Source organism: Sulfitobacter sp. SK012 (assembly GCF_003352085.1).
GTDB lineage: Bacteria > Pseudomonadota > Alphaproteobacteria > Rhodobacterales > Rhodobacteraceae > Sulfitobacter.
Map to the genome: position 1 here is coordinate 687,238 of NZ_CP025804.1, position 16,181 is coordinate 703,418.

Genomic DNA, 16,181 nt, shown 5'->3' on the forward strand with positions numbered 1-16,181 from the left:
CAGGCGTTCGCTGTTATTCCAGCGTCGCAATCACTGCACGCAGGGTGGGAATGCCCCAACCCTTTTCCGAGCTGCTTACGATCAGTTCTGGATAGGCAGCAGGGTGTTTGGCGAGCGCGCCGCGCACTTGATCCAATATCTTTTCGCGGTCAACTTCCTTGACCTTATCTGACTTGGTCAGCACGACCTGGAACGTAACCGCCGCACTGTCGAGCAAGCTCATTATTTCGTCATCGACCTTTTTCACGCCGTGGCGTGCGTCGATCAGCACAAAGGCGCGGCGCAGGGTTTGGCGACCTTGCAGGTACTGCTTGAGCAGGCGCTGCCATTTTTCGACCACAGGCAGTGGCGCGTTAGCATAACCGTAGCCGGGCAAATCGACGAGATAGAGTTCTTCTCCGGCGGTGAAATAGTTGATCTCTTGGGTGCGACCGGGGGTGTTGGATGCCCGTGCCAGCGCTTTCATGCCTGTCAGCGCATTGATCAACGTGGACTTCCCGACATTGGATCGCCCCGCAAAGCAGACTTCCATCCGGTCCGGTTCTGGCAAACCGTCCATCGCGACCACGCCTTTTACAAATGTGGTCTCTCCGGCGAAGAGCAGGCGGCCCTGTTCTTCGACTTGCGGATCAGGGGCGTCGACGACGGGGAAGGGTAGTTGCATCAGATTAGCTCCAGTTTATCGCCCACCGCGATATCGCCGGTTTGGATGACGCGGGCATAGATGCCAAAATGCTGATGGTCCATGGTTTTCAACGCAGCAAGCGTATCAACGTCACGTAGGCCCGTTTCGGGATTGGCGGTAGTGGCAAGGCAACGCACGATAGGTTCTTGGATCTGCAGGACAGCTCCACCAATTGCGATGTCTCTTCCGACCCAGTCAAATTCAGCCCAAGGGGCAGTGCCATCAAACCAGATATTTCCGCGCCACCGCAACGGCGACAACGGGGTTTGCGCAATATCTTCGACCTCCGCGTGGGATGCCACGGAGCACAGCGATACAGACGCAAAATCGCTGTCGGTAAAGCCGCGCCCGTCCAGTCGCAGGATGCGGTCCGGTAATGCGCGGTCTGAAGGAACCAGCGGCATAACCCAGTCAATGAAGGCCGCACTATCGTCGTCGGGGCGGAAAGTCAGATCGGGACGTTCAGGATGCGTGAGGGTCAGCGTTTGCGTCGCCTCGTTGAGGGACGCGTTAATCGCCATAAGTTTGGGGGCTTTTGATCCGCGGCTAAAGTTCTGGCAGGCGGCCCACTCTGACCCGTCTGCCTTTGCCGCCTCATGCGCGACGGCCCAAAGCCGGTCGAAGGGCATCGACTGATCTTGGTTCAGGCGCACATGATCAAGCGCTTCGCGCCCATGGCTTTTCAGGGGATGCCGGAAAAGCCCAGAGACCCCCATCACTTTTCGGCGTCAGACTTGGCTTTGCGGCCAAATCCACCTTTGATGTTGCCCAGCAAGTCAGGCTTGTAGCCTTGGCTGCGCATGATCAGGTACTGCTGCGTAAAGGTGATTGTGTTGTTCGCGATCCAATATACCACGAGGCCAGAGGCGAAGCTGCCCAGCATGAACATGAACACCCAAGGCATCCACGCAAAGATCATTTGCTGAGTGGGATCGGTGGGGGCCGGATTTAGTTTTTGCTGTAGCCACATCGAAATACCCAACAAAAGTGGCAGGATGCCAATAAAGGCCAGCGCCATGATCGATCCAGCTTCTGGTCCAGCCCAGGGTGCAAGCCCATAGAAGTTTAAGAGCGACGTTGGGTCAGGCAAGCTGAGGTCTTGGAACGGGCCAAAGAAAGGTGCTTGGCGCAGTTCGATCGTGACAAAGATCACCTTGTAGAGAGAGAAGAAGATCGGAATCTGCAGCAAGATCGGCAGGCAGCCCGCGGCGGGGTTTACCTTCTCCTTCTTATAGAGCGCCATCATGCCCTGCTGCATCTTCTGGCGATCTTCACCAGAATCTTTCTTGAGCGCCTCCATCTGAGGTTGAAGCTCTTTCATCTTGGCCATCGAGACATAAGATTTATATGCCAATGGGAAGAGCATCGCCTTGATCAGCAAGGTCAGAGCGATGATTGCGATGCCCATGTTGCCGATCAGCTCGTGCAGGTGGTGCAGGAGCCAAAAGATGGGTTTGGTCAGGAATGAGAACCAGCCCCAGTCAATCGAATCGATGAAATTATATACGCCCTGCTCTTCATACTTGCGTAGGGTTTCCCATTCCTTTGCCCCGGCAAAGAACTGACTGACGGCAGTGATGGTCGCCTGAGGTGCGACCGTTTGGGTCGGCATGACTGTTTCGGCTTGGTATATGTCGCGACGTTCATCGTATTTGGCCACTGACTTGAAAGCGCTGCCTTGTGCGGGGATCAATGCGCCCATCCAATAGTGGTCGGTGAACCCGATCCAGCCATTTTCTGTGATCTGTTTGACCTGCGCGCGCGCACCTTCACGTTCGGCGAATTCGAAGTCTGGCATATCGTCCCAGTTGATTTCCGAATACTCGCCATCACCCATTGCAACGACGCCTTCGTGCAGAATGAAGAAGTTTTTCAGGTCTGTCGGCTCACCATGACGGGCAAGAATACCGTAAGGGGCCATACTCGCTGGGCTATCGCTCGTGTTGGTCACGCTCTGGGTGATCGTGAACATAAAGTCCTCGTCCACCGCGATTTCTTTGGAAAAGAGCAGGCCTGCGCCGTTGTCCCAAGTCATTGTAACAGGGTTGCCGACACTTACCACATCGCTGTCCGGTGCGCTCCACTCAGTGTTGGGTCCGGGAACTGCAGCGGGGTCAAGACCGGTGCTCGCGGCCCAACCGTGCAAGGCATAATATGCATCTTCCCCGCCCACGGGGATTAGCAATTTTACGACTTCTGCGTCCTCATCCCTTGAGGTGCGGTAATCGTTCAAAGAAAGATCATCAATCCGGCCGCCCAAGAGAGAGATCGACCCGCTCAATCGGTCCGTGCTGATTTGTACGCGAGGTGCGGTATCGACGGCCTCGGCCAACAGCTCTATTGTGGCAGTTGCTTCTGTAGAAACACTGCTATTTACGGGGGCTGCGGGCGTTGTAAGGCTGTCGCCTTCAGCTGTGGATTGCGCTGTTTCCGACGGTGCTAGCGGAGCTGGGCCCTCTGGGGGCGGGAACAACACGAACCAAACGAGGATCACAATAAAGCTGAGCCCTGTTGCGATTATTAGATTCTTGTTCTGATCGTCCATTGGGACCGCCACCTGATGTCTTTGAGTTCAGCGTGGGTTCAACAGAGAACAGCCCCAAAGGTCAAGCGGATTCGGGCTTTATCCGGGGTTTGGCGGAGTTGCGCGTGACCTATTTGGGGACATTGAGGGTTCCAGTTTCATTTCTGTTTTCCCTGCATGATCCGAGGCACATCGGCTAGCTTGGAATTGTGACCCGCAATCCAGTCAAGCGTCTGCTCAAATGGCATAGGCTTGCCAATCCCAAAACCTTGGACATGGTCGCATCCCAGCTGCGCCAAAAGTACATGTTCACCAACGCTTTCGACACCTTCGGCAAGGGTTTCAACCTCGAGCCGTTCTGCCATGGTCAAAATGGCGGAGATCATGCGTTGCTGTTCGGAATCGCGATCTGCCTTAATGATAAAACTGCGGTCAATTTTGATGCGACTGACGGCAAACCGCCGGATCGACGCGATTGATGCATGGCCGGTCCCGAAATCATCCAGATCAATCCGGCACCCAAGTTCCCCCAACGCATTGATGTTTCGCGTGATGACATCGTCAGGGGAACTTGCAACGACGGTTTCTAGCACTTCGACGGCCAGACGGTCCGGGGTCAGATCAAAGCGATCGAGTTCCCATTTGATTTTTTCTAGAAGACGCGGATTGCTCAGCTCAGAGCCCGAAAAATTGACGCCAACCTGGTGTATCTCCAAGCCAGCAACATCCCAAGCTTTGAGGGCTGCAAAGGAGTGGTACATCATTTTTTCCGCGAGACGCTCAAGCATGCCGGCGGATTCGATGGCCGGCAAAAACTCCTGGGGGGCGATCATGCCACGGTTTGGATGGCTCCAGCGGGCCAGCGCCTCAAAGCCGGTGATTTGGCCTGTGTCCGTTGAAATTTGGGGTTGAAACCAAGGCTGGATATGTCCAGCGTCGAGCGCCAAGCCCACTTCGTCACGCAGTTCTGCGCGGCACTGTGTCTCGCGGCGCATTTGGTCTGAAAAGGCGCGAATTGCCGCTGGGCCATGGCGTTGTGCCTCTCGCAACGCTGTTGCTGCGGCTTGAAGCCACGCGGCACCGTTTTTCTTTGGAGAACGGCTGTGTTGGCAAAATCCGACCGAGCCCGAGACATAAATAGTTGTGCCGTCAATCGACAGCGGTTCTTCGAGTGCGGTCTGTAAGCGACCCGCCATCTGGATGCACAGCTCAAGATCCATGTGCCGAACTGGCGCGACGCAGATCGCAAACCGGGCGTCTCCCATCTTGCCGACGCTGTCTTCATCGCGCAGCATGGTTATGAGCCGCTCGGCCGTGCGTTTTATCACTGTATCCGCCGCGAGTTGACCGTAACGATCGACGATCTGAACATCGTCGTCGATTTCTAGGAAATAGGTCGCTGATTGCCACGCTTTCTCGCTGGTGATCTCGTATTTTTGGTCACAAACATCTTCGAACGCGCTCCGGCTGAATAATCCGTCGATTGCATCTTTGGATATGTGGACACCGCCAATCGCGCCGCCGAACCCGCCAGCAAGCACATACGTCAAAGGCAAGATCGCGGATACAGCCAAGAGTGCGGCTTCTCCTCCGAGCCAGAAGGCGGCAAGTGAAATGGCAGGCAGGAAAGCCAATGCCGGAGGTCCGGCCAAAACCGCGGCCAGTTTGGCGCGCAGTCGTTTCAAATTCAGTGTGTCTGCCCAGTGCATTAGTGCCTCCCATCTCAGCGCAGAGCGCGCTTGAGGTTAGAGATATCTAGCGGTCCTCTGGTCATCTGCAGGTTAACGCGGGCAGGGTAAGTTGCGTTACTTTACTTAAATTTGGTCAGATTTTCTGGCGAGGCCCGTGAAATCAAACAACGCTGGATCAAGAAGATGCGAAGGGCGCGCATTTGTAAGAGCGCGGAATATCACTTGCCGACGGCCGGGGCTGTTGCGTTCCCACCCGTCCAAAATCGCTTTGACTTGCTGGCGTTGCAGACCATCTTGAGACCCGCATAGATCGCAAGGAATTATGGGATAATTCATCGCGGTGCTGAATTTCTCGCAATCGACCTCGGCGACATGGGCGAGGGGGCGGTAAACAAACAAATCACCCTCTTCATTCAAAAGCTTAGGTGGCATTGTTGCCAAACGCCCACCATGAAAGAGGTTCATAAAAAACGTCTCAAGAATGTCGTCACGGTGATGGCCCAGAACAACGGCACTGCACCCTTCTTCACGAGCGACCCGGTACAGATTGCCGCGCCGCAACCGCGAACACATTGCGCAGAACGTTCGACCTTCGGGCGTTTTATCCATCACGATCGAATAGGTGTCTTGGTACTCAATCCTGTGCGGCACGCCCATCTTTTCGAGGAATTCTGGCAGCACAGTCGCGGGAAAGCCCGGCTGACCCTGATCCAAGTTACAGGCCAGAATATCAACGGGCAACAGTCCGCGCCACTGCAGCTCATGCAGAATCGCCAGCAGCGTATAGCTGTCCTTGCCGCCCGACATGCACACCAACCAGCGCGGTTTCTTGCCGTTCTTTTCGGGCTCGATCATGCCGTATTGTTCAATTGCCTCGCGGGTATGGCGCACAAGACGTTTGCGGAGTTTCTTGAATTCCGTTGATTGAGGCGCGCCATTGAAGAGCGGGTGAATATCCTGAGGTTGATCGAGCATGTTTGGTCCTTGATGGGGTTGGCTATCCCTATATCACGCGCGCGCTTTGTCGAAAGAACGAATGCGTAAAAGGATGTCGGTGCTCTATTTTTTTTGCTCTGGTACGGGATCGTAGCCATCACCGCCCCAAGGGTGGCACCGCGCGATACGCCGCGCCGCAAGCCAGCCGCCTTTAACCGCGCCGTGTTCTTGAAGCGCTTCTAGGGCATATGCCGAACACGTCGGTTGGTAGCGGCAGTTGTGGCCAACCCATGGGCTGAACACCAATCGGTATGCCCGAACGGGTAAGGACAGAATAAAGGCCAGCGGGGTCACTTTGACGCCCCATGCAAGATACCAAGCGCATGGGCCAGATCGCTTTGCAGATCGTCAAAGGCTTGAGTGGCTGTTGTTTCGCGGCGCCCGATCAAAACATAATCATGACCCGGCTGCCCACCTTGCAGCAGGATAAGGCGTGCCGCTTCGCGCAGCCGCCGCTTTGCCCGGTTGCGCGCCACGGCATTGCCGACTTTCTTAGAACAGGTGTAGCCAATGCGGATGCCCGGTGCCTCACCTTCAGGGCGGGCGATCATCTGTAGGACAAACCCAGCTTTCGCTACTCGCTTGCCTCGCGCGGCGCGCAGAAAATCGCTGCGATTCTTGAGAACCTGCAAACGCAACGACACCGCCGGAGAGTTTTCCTCTTGGGGGGCGGGTAAGCCTTCCAAAGGGAGATCCGGCGGTGTCATGTTGGTTCCGTCAATCTAAGTCGCAATTAAGCGCTCAGCTTGCTCCGGCCTTGGGCGCGGCGCGCATTGATGATCTTGCGACCAGCTTTAGTTGCCATCCGCGAACGGAAGCCATGCCGGCGCTTGCGCACGAGGTTAGAAGGTTGAAAGGTGCGTTTCATCGCGCCATCTCCACAAATACGTCACAGCGCGGAATCGGTTCCACGCCTCAATTCAGAACCGTGCTCTAAAGCGGGCTGGGGCCCAAGTCAAACCCCATGTGCGTGAAAAATTGCATCCTTTGCAACAATTTCCCCAAAATGACCTCCCATATGTTTCAATCAGCTTAGCGGGGCCTTCAAACCAGCTTTTAGCCTACACAAGGGATCAACCACCCGTGAAGTCCCTGTCCTAATGACCGAAAAAAGAGCATCTCTTGTTTTTTGCCCAGACGCAGGGACCAAAGCTAGAAAATGAGTGACATGACACAGCCGACCGAACAGAAATCCGCCTTGGCGCGTTATGCGCCGATAGCGATCATTACAGTGGTGGCGATTATCGGGGCGTTCGTCCTTGGCGATTATATCAGCTTTGAGGCACTGCGCGACAACCGCGAAGCGTTGATTGCCTTTCGGGACAACAACTATGTCCTAACGGCACTCGCCTTTATCGGGATCTATATCCTGATCGTGGGGTTTTCATTACCCGGTGCGGCGATCGCAACGCTGACGGGCGGTTTTCTGTTTGGTTGGGGTTTTGGCACCGTGTTCAATATCGCGGGCGCGTCGCTCGGGGCGACGGTGATATTCCTCGCGGCGCGTTACGGTCTTGGCGAAAAACTGAAGGCGCGTATGGACGCATCTGAGGGCATGGTGCGCAAGATCAAGGATGGAATCGACGAAAACCAATGGTCGATGTTGTTTTTCATTCGGTTGGTGCCGGTGGTTCCTTTCTTTGTGGCAAACCTGATTCCGGCATTTCTGGGCGTGCCGCTGTCGCGATTCGTGATTTCGACGGTGATTGGGATCATTCCGGGTTCGCTGGTGTTAACCTCGGTTGGGGCAGGGTTGGGCGAGGTGTTTGCCAAGGGTGAAACGCCCAACTTAGGCCTTATCTTTGAACCGCATATTCTGCTGCCGATCTTGGGCCTTTGCGCGTTGTCGCTGCTGCCCGTTGCTCTAAAGGCCGTGACTGGCAAGAAAGACCTGCTGAAATGAAATGTATCAAGACAGATGTCCTTATCATCGGTGCTGGTTCTGGCGGACTTTCTGTGGCGGCAGGGGCTGTGCAGATGGGGGCTGATGTGGTTTTGCTGGAAGGCCACAAGATGGGTGGCGATTGCCTCAACTATGGCTGTGTCCCGTCCAAAGCACTGATTGCTTCGGGTAAGGCGGCGTATGGCCAGCAACATTCTGCGCAGTACGGCGTCGCGGATGGGCCGGGCGATGTGGATTATGCAGCGGCAAAAGACCATGTGGCCGATGTCATTGCGCAGATCGCTCCGCTCGATAGTGTGGAACGCTTTGAAGGCCTTGGCGTGACAGTGATCCAAGAATTCGGCCGTTTTATCTCAGAAACCGAAGTGCAAGCGGGCGACACTGTAATCACGGCGCGACGTATTGTGATTGCGACTGGATCATCGCCGTTGGTGCCGCCCATTCCGGGGCTTGAGAATGTGCCCTTCGAGACGAATGAGACCCTGTTCGAGTTGCGCGAAAAGCCAAAACACTTGTTGATCATCGGCGGTGGACCAATCGGGCTGGAAATGGCGCAGGCGCATATCCGCATAGGCTGCAAAGTGACCGTGATCGAAGGTGCCAAAGCGTTGGGCAAGGATGATCCAGAGCTCGCAGCGATTGTGCTTGATACGCTGCGTGATGAAGGTGTTGAGATTGCGGAGGACGCGATGGCTGCAGAAATTCGCGGCAAAGCAGGCGCAATTGAAGTGGAGGCCAAAGATGGCCGCGTCTTTAAGGGCTCGCACTTGTTGATGGCCGTTGGGCGTAAAACCAACACAGACAAGCTGGACCTCGAGAAGGCAGGCATTGAACGGACTAAAACGGGCATCAAAGTGGACGCATCCCTGCGCACGACCCACCGCAAGGTTTATGCGATTGGTGATGTGGCAGGTGGGCTGCAATTTACCCATGTGGCGGGCTATCATGCCGGTGTCATTATCCGCTCGATGCTCTTTGCATTGCCTTCTAAAGCAAAGATCAGCCACATACCTTGGGCGACCTACACGGACCCCGAGCTGGCGCAGGTCGGGTTGACCGAAGCGCAGGCGAAAGAGGTTCATGGCGCGTCGCTAGAAGTGGTTCGTTTTCACTACGCGCATAACGATCGCGCGATTGCGGAACGCAAAACTAAGGGCTTTATCAAGGTGATGGTGGTCAAGGGACGGCCAGTTGGAGCTTCGATTGTTGGGTATCAGGCAGGAGAGTTGATCAGTCTTTGGGCGCTGGCACTGGCAAACCGCATGAAGATGAGCCAGATTGCCGCAATGGTTGCCCCTTATCCCACCATCGGCGAAGTTAATAAGCGTGCAGCAGGTGCCTATTTCAGCCCGCGACTGTTTGAAAACGATATCGTCAAACGGGTTGTGGGGCTGGTGCAGCGTTTTATTCCGTAGGGTCAGATGTTTAATTCCCTCTCAGGCAGACTGCTAATCTTAACCACCATCTTTGTGATGTTGGCTGAAGTCATGATATTTGTGCCGTCGATCGCGCGGTTCCGCGAGGACTATATGCTTGGTCGGCTTGAATTGGCGCAGGTGGCCTCGCTCGCGCTTTTGGCCGATGACATGCTGGATGAGGAACTCGAGGCCGAATTGCTGAGCAACGCGGGTGTGTTCAACGTGGTGCTGCGCCGCAATGAGGTGCGCCAGTTGATGTTGAGCTCCCCAATGCCACAAGCCATAGCAGCCACGTTTGACCTGCGCGACGCCACTGCGATGGTGTTGATCCGGGATGCAATGATGCGGTTACTGAATGTCGAGGATGAAGTGATCAGGGTCATTGGCGCACCTACCCAAGATGCGGGTCTGCTGATCGAAATCACGGTAGAAAGCCAGCCAATGCGCGCGGCCATGCTTGATTACGGCATACGCATCCTGATCCTTTCGGCGGTGATCTCGATCGTAACCGCCTTTTTGCTGTTCATCGCGATGCGTGTGTTTTTGGTTAAGCCGATCAAGGGCGTTGTAGGCCACATGCAGCGCTATGCTGCGGCTCCTGAGGACGCACGGCGCATTATCACCCCAACTGCTGGTGTGCGCGAGTTGCGCGAGGCCGAAGAAGCGTTGAAGTCCCTACAGACCGAGTTGACGCAGGCCCTGCGCCAAAAGGAACGCCTTGCGCAGCTTGGCTCTGCCGTGAGTAAAATCAGCCATGACCTGCGCAATATCCTAACCTCCGCACAGTTGTTTACCGACCGGATTGAGATGTCCGAGGACCCAACGGTCAAACGGATGGCTCCCAAGCTTGTTGGCTCGATTACGCGGGCTGTGCATTTGTGCGAATCAACGTTGGCCTTTGGGAAGGCCGAAGAGCCAAGCCCGACGCTGACAATGGTGCGGTTGGCAGAGTTGGCGGAGGATGTCATCGACAGCGAGCGTTTGGCGGCGGCGGATCATGATTTGAGCTTTGCCGTTGATATATCACCCCAGATGATGGTGCGTGCTGATCCGGAACAGTTGCACCGTGTGCTTGCCAACCTGATCCGCAACGCCCGCCAAGCGATCATGGTCCATGGTGCATCCGGTGAGATTGCGCTGTCTGCCGAAGAGACAGACCTGCATTGGGCGATTGAGATTAGAGATACAGGGCCCGGCCTGCCTGCCAAGGCGCAAGAGCATCTGTTTACCCCTTTTCAAGGGGGCGCGCGCAAAGGCGGCAGTGGTTTGGGGCTGGTCATCTCAGCCGAGCTGGTGCGCGGTCACGGTGGCACGCTTCATCTGGCTGAAACGGGCGAGGCTGGTACATGCTTCCGAATTGTCCTGCCCAAAGGCAATGGCACCGTCTAGCGGGGCGACCTCTTTTGTGCGTCTTGGTAATTCTCCCAAAGAGGGACTTGCAAACCCCGCCGCTGGCTACTAAACCGCCGCTTAGTGGACCGATAGCTCAGCTGGATAGAGTACCTGACTACGAATCAGGGGGTCGCAGGTTCGAATCCTGCTCGGTTCACCATTAAATCAATAACTTAGCGAGCGCCTCCCGCGAGGCGCGAAATATTCAGCGAGACATCCAGCGAGACAACCGATCAATTCGAGGGTCTGCTGGTCGACGCAAAACAGACCCGCCATTGCTGACGGGCCTGCTTCAAACTCTGCTTATCTTCGTAGCATCGCCTAATGTGCTATTTCGGCTGTTCACTGTCTGAGATCAGCTGCGCGGTCACCGGCTTTCTCCTGACGTGTTTACCAAAGCGATGACGGTATCACGTGTGTTTTCAGTAAGTTCGAACTGAACTGGTTTCTTGGTCTTGCTCTGGATCACCGAAACCCGTTCACGAACGCGATCATCTTTGACCAAATCGATCACGGTGAGTTTGACCAGATCGCAGCCACGCAGCTTGCTATCAATCGCAACGTTAAACAGCGCCAGATCACGAAGAAAACCTGCAAATTCGAGCCTTGCGCGGATGGCCCATACTTGTTTGGGAAGCAACGGTCGTTTCTGACCGATGATCCGACCTTTGTTCCATGCTTTGCGCTTCGGGGTCACTGCTGGAAGTTGTACTCTTGGCATAATATGCCCTCCAATCCTCCCTCCATGCCCAGACGTCAGCACGGCGCTGACGACCAGATCATAGCATCGAGTTGAATGGCCGTTCTCAGACGCGCTTTGAATGCGGTATTTCTGCCGGTGCGTAAGGCCGCTACGAGCCCATTCTGTTGAAAAACAACGTGTTGCGAGCGCAGAAAGTCAGCTCTGAAACACAGTGCAAGCGCCTTTCTGGTTAGGTTTTTCGCGCTTGCTGCGGTGCAGGAAAGATCTTGGCCAGTTTGCGGAGGTTTTGGGCGGTGGCGGCGAGTAGAAATTCGTCATTTACACCGCATGGGCCACGTAATCGGAGTCGACCGAGGCCGAGAATACGTTTGAGGTGTGCGAAGAGCATTTCGACCTTCTTCCTGAGCCTCATCGCAATCGCGTATTCATCAGTTTTGGCCAAATCCCTAGCAACTTGGCGGGCTTCTTCGTGTTCTTCACGGGTGATCGCTCTGGCGTCTGCGTTGGGGCAGCACTTCGATTTTGAGGGACAGACCTGACACGTCAGTTTCAGCGCACGATACTTCGCCGTGCCTTTGCCCGTCGGGCCCTGGTTCGGATCAGAATAGTTGCGGTGAAACTGCTTGAGCGCGTGACCCTCGGGGCAGATGTATTGATCGTTCTCGGCATCCCAGTCGAAATCTGTACGTATCCACGTGCCATCGGGGCGTCCAGCCTTGTCGTTCACCGGGATGTAAGGGTCGATCTTACGATCAACGAGCCAGCCGAGCATTGGGCCTGAGCCATAGGCGGTGTCGGCGATCATCCAATCCGGGACCAGATCGAATTTGTCTTTCACCCGCGTCAGCATGATTTTTGTTGATCCAACCTCGGCTTGCCGGATGGATCGGGTGGGCTCTACGTCCAAGATAACACCGTGATCCGTGTCGATCAGGTAATTGCCGGAATAGCTAAAGAAAGCAGGACCTTTCCGCGCCGCCGTCCACTGACTGGCCGGGTCCGAATGCGAGGTGAACTTCGGCCGGACCCTGCTGGCAGCGCCAAATGCGGCCTCGTCGAGCGTGTCGAGATACTCGCGCACGGCGCGCGACGCATCAGCCGGATCGATGTGCGTTGCGTCCCATTCTTCCTTCGGCGTGGAGTTCTGCTTGTTCGCATCGGCTTCGATCAGGCTGGCATCAATCGCCATCCGCTGACCGCTGACTAGGCCTTCAGAGATGCACCGCGCGACGGTTGTTTCGAACAGATGCCGCAGCAGTTCGCTATCGCGAAAACGCCCATGTAGGTTCTTGGAAAAAATCGAGTGATCGGGAACGCGATCGCTCAGATCGAGGCGGCAGAACCAACGGTAAGCAAGGTTCAGATGCACTTCATCACATAGACGCCGTTCAGACCGGATGCCAAAGCAATATCCGACCAGCAGCATACGGATCAGTAATTCAGGATCGACCGACGGACGGCCAGTGTGGCTGTAAAAATCTGCAAGATGGGCACGGATGCTGCTCAGGTCGACGAACCGGTCGATGGATCGAAGCAGGTGGTCTTGCGGGACGTGACCCTCAAGCGAGAACTCGTAGAACAACGCGCCTTGCGCCTCTTGCTTCGGTCCCAACATCGCAGTTCCCCCCACAGAATAGGAGAATTGAATCAGCGAACGGACCTCAAATCAACAATAGTTTTTCAACAAAATAAGCCCATAACGACGAATGCTGCGTCTCGCTCGAACTGGCGCTATGCGCGGTAAGCGGAATATCTCCGTTCAAACGCATGACCCAAACGAAGCGCTCATTTCCAGCCTTAATTGCTGTTGGCTTTCAACCAGTTCGCTTCCTACGGTTCAATTCAATCATTGAGCAAGTGCTCAGACACCCAATCGGCCGCTTTGCTAACAGCAACTCTTGACTCGGGTGATTTCGGCAAAGCCGCCATAAAGACGTGCGGCATCCCCTCATAAAGATCGAGTTTCACTACCTGCCCGGCCTGATCCAATGCTTGGTAGAGCCTTACAAAATTGCTGAGGAAAATCTCCTTGATGCCACCTTGGATAAGCGTTGGCGGGAAGCCCTTTGTAAAGTCGCCGTAAACCGGAGAGACGTAAGGGTGCCGGTGGTCCGTTTTATCGGCATAAGCCAGAGCCGAAGGACCGAGGACGTCCTGGTATGTGAAGAACGGCTCGGCATCCCGGAGCGTCACATAGCTATCCCCAGTCTCAGAGATATCGGCCCAAGGCGACCAGAGAACCAATGCTGCGGGCATTTCCATGCCCTGATCACGCATCTTCAAGACACTGCCGGCCGAGAGGCCACCGCCTGCAGAGTCACCGTAGAGCACGATATCGGAAGCCGCAAATTCTTGCTCATCAAGAGCGGTGAAAACGGATAGGACCTGATCTGTGGTCTCTTGCCACCTGGAATGTGGCGCCAGAGTGTAGTCTACGGCCATGACTGTCAGACCCGTTTCATCAGCAAGTAAGATCGCCGAGGTGATCGCACCTCTGGCGGAGTTGAAGACATAGGCACCACCATGTAGGTAAACTGCGATCTTGTCGTTGCGTGCCAGTTTGTCAGGTGTGACTTCGACCGTTGGGACGCCGCCAAGTGTGATATCCCAAAGCGTGCCGTTGAACGCCTCAACGAACGGTGCCGCAGCTTTGATCTTTGCGGTAATGTCGGTGTCCTGCAGTGCTTGCCACGCTTGCACATCATCCGGGGAAGGCACCGCCGCGTCCCGCCCTTGGCCGAGTGCGGAAAGCACTGCGCTCCATTCAGACGAGATTGTATCCGGCGCGTGCGCCCACAGGGGCTCAGCATCTTGAGCAAGGGATACTGTTGCGACATGTGCGACGGCGGCGGCACTTACAGTGAGTAAAAGTGGGCGTTTGAGCTGCTTCAAGGTGAATACACTCCCAATCTGTTCTCAGGTCACGTCCTAACCAATGTGGTTCGGTCGTGACCTTTATCAGCATTAGGCAGAAAAGTCTGCAACGCGGTAATAGGCCTCCCTTACATCGCTGCACTTTTGGCAAACGTCCACATTCATTGCTGTGGTGCGTCGAAATTATCGGAATGGTCAGGACAACCGGTTTGCTGCGTGAGCGAAGGATGCGAATTCAATCCGGCTGCCAAGGGCTCGACTCAGTCATCTGAGGGGTTCTGTCAGGCATCAGTGTGGTCGGCAGGTCGAACGACCGAGACGTGGGACGAAGCCGTCATTCTTTATTCCTCCAAAATTTCAACGAGTTGAATGCGCTCCCCGTCAGGACCAAAAACGAACCCGCTCCTCACGTTTAGGCTGCCAATGCGTATATGAGAGACTGGGATTGCCAATTTAGCTCCGGCTTCAATCGCGCGATCAATGGTTTGCTCAACGTCATCTACACGGATCGCGAAGTGATTAATCGGTTCTTGAACCTCTCGGTAATTTTCTGGGTTTCCGCTTTCTATGAATTCAAGATGCGTCCCGTTATCATCTCTCATGTATACGCCTTTGTGCGGAATAGTTTTATAATCAACACCATCTTCGCTGACCTCCATTTCGTCCCAGCGCATAACCACTTCAAACCCGAAGACGCTTGTGTAGAAATTCTGGGATACCTCGATATCCCTGACATAGTTGCCAATGTCGTACACGGCGTTTTGCGAGAAAGCGGCTGAACCAATCAAGAAAAGGATGACAGTGACAAAGTTCCTAGCGAAACCGGAGATGCGAGAAGTGGACATAACGTTGCCTGCCTGTGATTGAGCTTGGCCTAGGCTGTCGCACGTTGCTCAAATTGTAAATAATTGATTGCCGCTTTGGGGCTCGGCTCGGTCACCTGAGTAATTCAGTCGGTTATCTCGGGCCTGGATGTCAGCTTTTTCCCGTGCTCCCGTTCGCGCCCGCAGCAAACTATCAACCACCGCTTCAATCGATGTGCGTCTTGGTCGCGAACCGCGGATACCAGCCGTTCACAAAAGGAAGCCGACCGGCTGTTCTGTCCACAGAGCAGTCGTTGGTGCGCGTTGCGGCGAACGGCAGCTTTGAGCCCAAACTGACCGATGCTGCGGTATGCACATTTCGACACTAAGGGCGGTTACAGCACTGCGGTCATTGACATCGCGTAGGAGCAACCTTGACATTGCCGGGCGTGGGCGACCGCTACCAGCCGGAGCCACAGATCCTCGATGGGTCGTGGACAGTCCCTGCAATCCAGACGGTAAGCCGAGAGAATTGGAGACGAAAATGAGACTGGATAACGAATAGGATAACGAATAAATAGTATCGACGCCCCAAGGCGTAATTTCAAAACAGGAGTTTTATACCATGCTCAAAATGAAATCGATTGCCGCAGCTGCAATCATCACTGCGGCACTTGCGACAGCCGCTGGTGCCGATACTTTTGAAAAATACGGTGAAGTCGAAGGTTGGAAAATCTTTGCGGACAAAGACAAGATGTCCTGCCTTATCGAAGCCGTGGACAGCGCTGAAAACGTCGTTCAGATGGGCCTCACCGAGGACCGCAGCCTCGGCTATCTGGGTGTTTTCACCAAAGGTGAAACCAATCTCAAGAAGGACGACAGAGAGGCTGTTGTTATCGTGATTGGAGAAAACACTTACTATGGGGAAGCGACTGGGATGCGTGGCAACATCACCAAAGGCTACTCGGGTGGCTATATCACCAACAACCTTCCACAGTTCGTCAAGGACATTGAGCAGCAATACGAGATGGTCGTTTTCCCGGAAACCGACTACGTTTTCGTCATTGATCTGACTGGGACAAAAAAGGCTATCGCCATGGCCCGCGAATGCAACGCAAAGCTGGTGAACTAAGACCAAATCTCGGGACCTCCCGGCAACGGTAGGAGAAAAGGCCCCGCAATTCGTGGGGCC

Annotated in this window: 15 protein-coding genes, 1 tRNA gene and 1 pseudogene; 5 read left to right on the top strand and 12 right to left on the bottom strand. The window is 55.0% G+C overall.

What is annotated here, in order from left to right; all coding sequences use genetic code 11:
• Positions 1-13: 13 nt before the first annotated feature.
• From yihA to rpmH, 8 genes are all read right to left on the bottom strand, one after another.
• Positions 14-664, bottom strand: coding sequence for a ribosome biogenesis GTP-binding protein YihA/YsxC (gene yihA, locus C1J03_RS03465; RefSeq protein ID WP_114883727.1), 651 nt, complete (start codon positions 662-664; stop codon positions 14-16).
• Positions 664-1,401 carry an MOSC domain-containing protein gene (locus C1J03_RS03470; RefSeq protein WP_174234492.1) on the bottom strand — a complete coding sequence of 246 codons (738 nt, stop codon included), beginning with the start codon at positions 1,399-1,401 and terminating at the stop codon, positions 664-666. Before C1J03_RS03470 ends, yihA begins: the two co-directional genes overlap by 1 nt.
• A complete protein-coding gene (gene yidC / locus C1J03_RS03475) occupies positions 1,401-3,230 on the bottom strand; it encodes a membrane protein insertase YidC (protein ID WP_114883731.1) in 1,830 nt (609 codons plus the stop codon). Before yidC ends, C1J03_RS03470 begins: the two co-directional genes overlap by 1 nt.
• 137 nt (positions 3,231-3,367) lie before the next feature.
• Positions 3,368-4,918 (bottom strand): putative bifunctional diguanylate cyclase/phosphodiesterase, encoded by a 1,551-nt coding sequence (locus C1J03_RS03480; protein WP_114883733.1) that lies wholly within the window; start codon positions 4,916-4,918, stop codon positions 3,368-3,370.
• Positions 4,919-5,023: 105 nt separating this feature from the next.
• Complete coding sequence (gene ttcA, locus C1J03_RS03485) at positions 5,024-5,875, bottom strand: tRNA 2-thiocytidine(32) synthetase TtcA (protein ID WP_114883735.1); 852 nt, start codon at positions 5,873-5,875, stop codon at positions 5,024-5,026.
• 84 nt (positions 5,876-5,959) lie between these two features.
• Positions 5,960-6,190, bottom strand: a complete 231-nt coding sequence (yidD, locus tag C1J03_RS03490) for a membrane protein insertion efficiency factor YidD (RefSeq protein WP_114883738.1) — start codon at positions 6,188-6,190, stop codon at positions 5,960-5,962.
• The gene (gene rnpA / locus C1J03_RS03495) at positions 6,187-6,603 is read right to left on the bottom strand and encodes a ribonuclease P protein component (RefSeq protein WP_114883740.1); all 417 of its coding nucleotides are present in this window, start codon (positions 6,601-6,603) and stop codon (positions 6,187-6,189) included. The genes yidD and rnpA overlap by 4 nt, the downstream gene beginning before the upstream one ends.
• A 26-nt stretch (positions 6,604-6,629) precedes the next feature.
• On the bottom strand, positions 6,630-6,764 hold the full coding sequence (gene rpmH, locus C1J03_RS03500; protein ID WP_114883742.1) for a 50S ribosomal protein L34: 135 nt from the start codon (positions 6,762-6,764) through the stop codon (positions 6,630-6,632).
• Between the two features lie 291 nt (positions 6,765-7,055).
• Here rpmH and C1J03_RS03505 point away from each other — a divergent pair, with 291 nt between their 5' ends.
• From C1J03_RS03505 to C1J03_RS03520, 4 genes are all read left to right on the top strand, one after another.
• On the top strand, positions 7,056-7,799 hold the full coding sequence (locus tag C1J03_RS03505; protein ID WP_114883744.1) for a TVP38/TMEM64 family protein: 744 nt from the start codon (positions 7,056-7,058) through the stop codon (positions 7,797-7,799).
• Positions 7,796-9,214: a dihydrolipoyl dehydrogenase family protein gene (locus C1J03_RS03510; RefSeq protein ID WP_114883747.1), complete on the top strand. Its 1,419-nt coding sequence runs from the start codon at positions 7,796-7,798 to the stop codon at positions 9,212-9,214. Before C1J03_RS03505 ends, C1J03_RS03510 begins: the two co-directional genes overlap by 4 nt.
• A 6-nt stretch (positions 9,215-9,220) precedes the next feature.
• The gene (locus tag C1J03_RS03515; protein WP_114883749.1) at positions 9,221-10,606 is read left to right on the top strand and encodes a sensor histidine kinase; all 1,386 of its coding nucleotides are present in this window, start codon (positions 9,221-9,223) and stop codon (positions 10,604-10,606) included.
• A gap of 86 nt (positions 10,607-10,692) precedes the next feature.
• Positions 10,693-10,769, top strand: a tRNA-Arg gene (locus C1J03_RS03520).
• A 228-nt stretch (positions 10,770-10,997) separates the two neighbouring features.
• On the opposite strand, the pseudogene C1J03_RS03525 reads toward C1J03_RS03520, so the two are convergent.
• From C1J03_RS03525 to C1J03_RS03540, 4 genes and pseudogenes are all read right to left on the bottom strand, one after another.
• Positions 10,998-11,330, bottom strand: a pseudogene (locus tag C1J03_RS03525) (integrase); the annotation flags it as partial.
• 211 nt (positions 11,331-11,541) lie between these two features.
• Positions 11,542-12,927: an IS1182 family transposase gene (locus C1J03_RS03530; protein WP_114883752.1), complete on the bottom strand. Its 1,386-nt coding sequence runs from the start codon at positions 12,925-12,927 to the stop codon at positions 11,542-11,544.
• Positions 12,928-13,154: 227 nt separating this feature from the next.
• A complete protein-coding gene (locus tag C1J03_RS03535) occupies positions 13,155-14,204 on the bottom strand; it encodes an alpha/beta hydrolase (RefSeq protein WP_162798435.1) in 1,050 nt (349 codons plus the stop codon).
• 323 nt (positions 14,205-14,527) lie between these two features.
• On the bottom strand, positions 14,528-15,031 hold the full coding sequence (locus C1J03_RS03540; protein ID WP_114883756.1) for a VOC family protein: 504 nt from the start codon (positions 15,029-15,031) through the stop codon (positions 14,528-14,530).
• Between the two features lie 583 nt (positions 15,032-15,614).
• Here C1J03_RS03540 and C1J03_RS03545 point away from each other — a divergent pair.
• A complete protein-coding gene (locus C1J03_RS03545; RefSeq protein WP_114883758.1) occupies positions 15,615-16,121 on the top strand; it encodes a hypothetical protein in 507 nt (168 codons plus the stop codon).
• Positions 16,122-16,181 lie beyond the last annotated feature (60 nt).